Annotated in this window: 3 protein-coding genes; 1 reads left to right on the plus strand and 2 read right to left on the minus strand. The window is 51.3% G+C overall.

What is annotated here, in order from left to right; translation table 11 throughout:
• Window positions 1–1,430 (plus strand): radical SAM protein (locus tag U9P07_04495; GenBank protein ID MEA2108660.1); only part of this gene is annotated, 1,430 nt, incomplete at its 5' end.
• 274 nt (window positions 1,431–1,704) lie between these two features.
• Here the strand turns inward: U9P07_04495 and U9P07_04500 are convergent.
• Both U9P07_04500 and yedF read right to left on the minus strand, forming a co-directional pair.
• Complete coding sequence (locus U9P07_04500) at window positions 1,705–2,859, minus strand: aminotransferase class V-fold PLP-dependent enzyme (protein MEA2108661.1); 1,155 nt, start codon at window positions 2,857–2,859, stop codon at window positions 1,705–1,707.
• On the minus strand, window positions 2,856–3,139 hold a 284-nt coding region (gene yedF, locus U9P07_04505), incomplete at its 5' end, for a sulfurtransferase-like selenium metabolism protein YedF (protein ID MEA2108662.1). The genes yedF and U9P07_04500, both read right to left, overlap by 4 nt.

Genomic DNA, 3,139 nt, shown 5'->3' on the forward strand with positions numbered 1-3,139 from the left:
TGAGATTCTGTGCTGAAATATCTTATTCGTACCATGGTTGTCAAAGTATTGTTTTTGTTTCAGGACGATTTTTGGAGTTTAGCCGGGTGAAAAAAGCTGAAATATTGTTGGTTAATCCCTGGATTACTGATTTTGCCGCCTATGATCTGTGGGCCAGACCTCTGGGGCTTCTCTATCTTGGGGATATCCTGCGCCGTCAGGATGGGGCAAATGTCCACTTGCTTGATTGCCTGGATTTGGCTTTGCTGCCGCAGATATTACGGCAGAAAGTGAAGCGGCGGCGCTACGGAACCGGACATTATTTTCAGCAGGTGATTGCCAAACCGGAGGCCATCCGGGATGTTCCCCGTTATTATAAGCGTTATGGCCTGCCGGAAGAAGTTTTCCGGGCGCATTTGGAAAAGTTGCCGGTGCCGGACGTGGTAGTGGTAACTTCCCGGATGACTTACTGGTATCCCGGGGTGCAACAGACAATCCGGATCATCAGGGAAATTTTCCCGGATACCGTGGTCATTCTAGGAGGGATTTACGCGACTTTATGTGCCGATCATGCCCGCCTTTATGCTGGTGCGGACCATGTGGTAATCGGTGCTGATCCGGGAGAGTTGTGCCGGCTGCTTAAAGAACTGGATATTATCTCCGCGGTTCCTAATCCCCGGGAGCTTGATCTCTTCAATGTTTCACCAGCCTGGGATTTGTACCGGGAGCATGATTTTCTGGTGCTTCTGACTAGTCTCGGTTGTCCTTATCGCTGCCCTTACTGCGCTTCGTTCAGGCTTTATCCCGGCTACCGCCGTCGACCGCCGGGAGACGTGTTTGCCGAGCTGAAATACTGGTTGTCGTGCTATCCCCATGTGGAGGACATCGTCTTTTATGATGATGCTCTGCTCTTGGAAGCGGAGTCCAATCTGATTCCTTTTTTGGAAAAGGTGAAGGACTCTTTTCCCCATCTTCGTTTTCATACCCCCAACGGCCTGCATGTAAATGCCATCACTCCGGAGCTGTCCCGGTTGATGAAAACCACCGGTTTTACCACTATCAGGCTCAGCTTGGAAACCACCAGTGAGGCGTTGCAGGAACAGTGGGGTGGCAAAACAGTGAAAAAACGTTTTGAGGAGACCATCGCCGCCTTACTGGCGGCGGGATATCCTCCGGAACAGCTGGATGTCTATTTGCTGGTGGGGGTTCCGGGTCAGCGCTGGCAACAGGTAAAAGAAGATGTGGAGTTTGTCAAGTTTCTGGGATTGTATCCCCGGTTGACCGAGTATTCACCTCTGCCTGGTACCGTCCTGTGGCCGGCGGCCTGTGAGGCCACGGATGTTGATTTGGCCGGTGAGCCTTTGTTTCACAACAACACCCTGGTTTCCTGTGGTGGCTCCGATTTTTCTCCGGATCGTTTGAACCAGCTGAAACATTTGGCCCGCCGGTGAGGTTATTTTATTTCAATCCTCTGGTACTCATGTCTTGTTCTCCGTTGGTATATCCGGGTTTCATCGGGGAAACCTTGTCCAGAGACCAGGGAGACAACCTTCTGCAGGTTCTGTTCCGAAAAAGCGATGCACATGCCGCAATCAGAACTTATCTCCCTTGGTACTGGAACAAGGTCAATGGTAATCCCTGCATCTTTTAACAGTGCTTCTGTTTTCATGACGTAATGGATTGAATTGAAAAGCAGATACGTATGCAAGTTCATGGTATTTGCCTCTAGATTGGCGAACGAGAGGCCATTTTGCCAATGGCCTCGATGACGATTTCCATTTCCCGGTCGGTGTTGAAATAGCCTGGTGCCAGGCGGACGGTTCCCTGAGGAAAAGTACCAATGTTCTTATGGGCCAGGGGAGCGCAGTGGAGACCAACCCTGACCATGATTTCATCCTCTCGGTCCAGGTTGAAGGCAATTTCCGCCGGGGTCAATTTGTCCAGGGTGAAGGAAATGACTGGCAGGCGGTCTTGATCTGTAGCCGGGCCATATAACCTGAGGCCGGTTATGGTTGCCAGACCCTGCCAGAGCTTTTTTGTCAGTTTCTGTTCATGGCGATGAATCTCTTCCACCGTTGTCTGGTTGATGAATTTGAGAGCTGCAGCCAGTCCGGCCAGACCGATAGTGTTCGGGGTGCCGCTTTCGTAATAATCGGGTAGAAATTCCGGTTGATATTCCGCTTCTGACAGACTGCCGGTGCCGCCCCGGGTTAGGGGTAATGGTTTTAATCCCTCCCGCAGCACAACCCCCCCGGTTCCCTGGGGTCCAAAAAGACTTTTATGACCGGTGAAGCAAAAGATATCGCTATCCAGTGCTTTGAGGTCAATGGGGATGGCCCCGGCGGTCTGGGCTCCGTCAATGATGACGGTAATTCCTTCAGTTTTGAGTCGGGGGATGGTTTCAGCGAGCGGGAATATGTTGCCGGTGACGTTGGAGCCGTGATTTAAAACGGCCAGCTGAAAGGAATGTTTTCGGAGTTGCTGCTTTAGGTATTCAAGGTCCGGTTCTCCGGTTGGTGTTGCCGGGATAATATCAAGGGTGATGCGGCCCTCCTGTTCCAGATAACGCAAGGGGCGAATAACCGAATTATGTTCCATTGCCGTGGTTAGAACCCGGTCGCCAGGCTGCGCCAGGCCGAATATTGCCAAGTTCAGGGCTTCGGTAACATTTTTGGTGAAAATTACCCGGCTGGAATTGCTGATATTGAAAAGCCTGGCAGCCTGTTTCCGGGCCTGGAAAATCAGGCGGCCGGCGTCAGCTGCCGGCCGGTGGCCGGAGCGACCGGGACTGGCACCAACGGCAGTTGCATAATGAGTCATTGCCGCCAGTACTTCAGGGGGTTTGGGAAATGAAGTTGCGGCATTATCCAGATAAATCATGGGATGACTACCTGGTCGGCTTCCAGCAACAGGGAAGCGATTTCAAACATGTTGGACATCTGACCCACTTCCAGTTTGTCTTTCAGGTGATAGAAATCAAGACAAGTGCCGCAGGAAAAAATTGCGCAGCCTTCATCTTCAAGGGTCCTGATGGTTTCAATTTCTTCCGAGCCGCTGGTGGTCAAATAAACTCCACTGTTGACAAAAATCAATTGCCGTGGACGGATACTAAATTCCAGCAGGGTTTTTAAAAAGGCTTTCATCAGGATTTTCCCCAGTT

Source organism: Pseudomonadota bacterium (assembly GCA_034660915.1).
GTDB lineage: Bacteria > Desulfobacterota > Anaeroferrophillalia > Anaeroferrophillales > Anaeroferrophillaceae > DQWO01.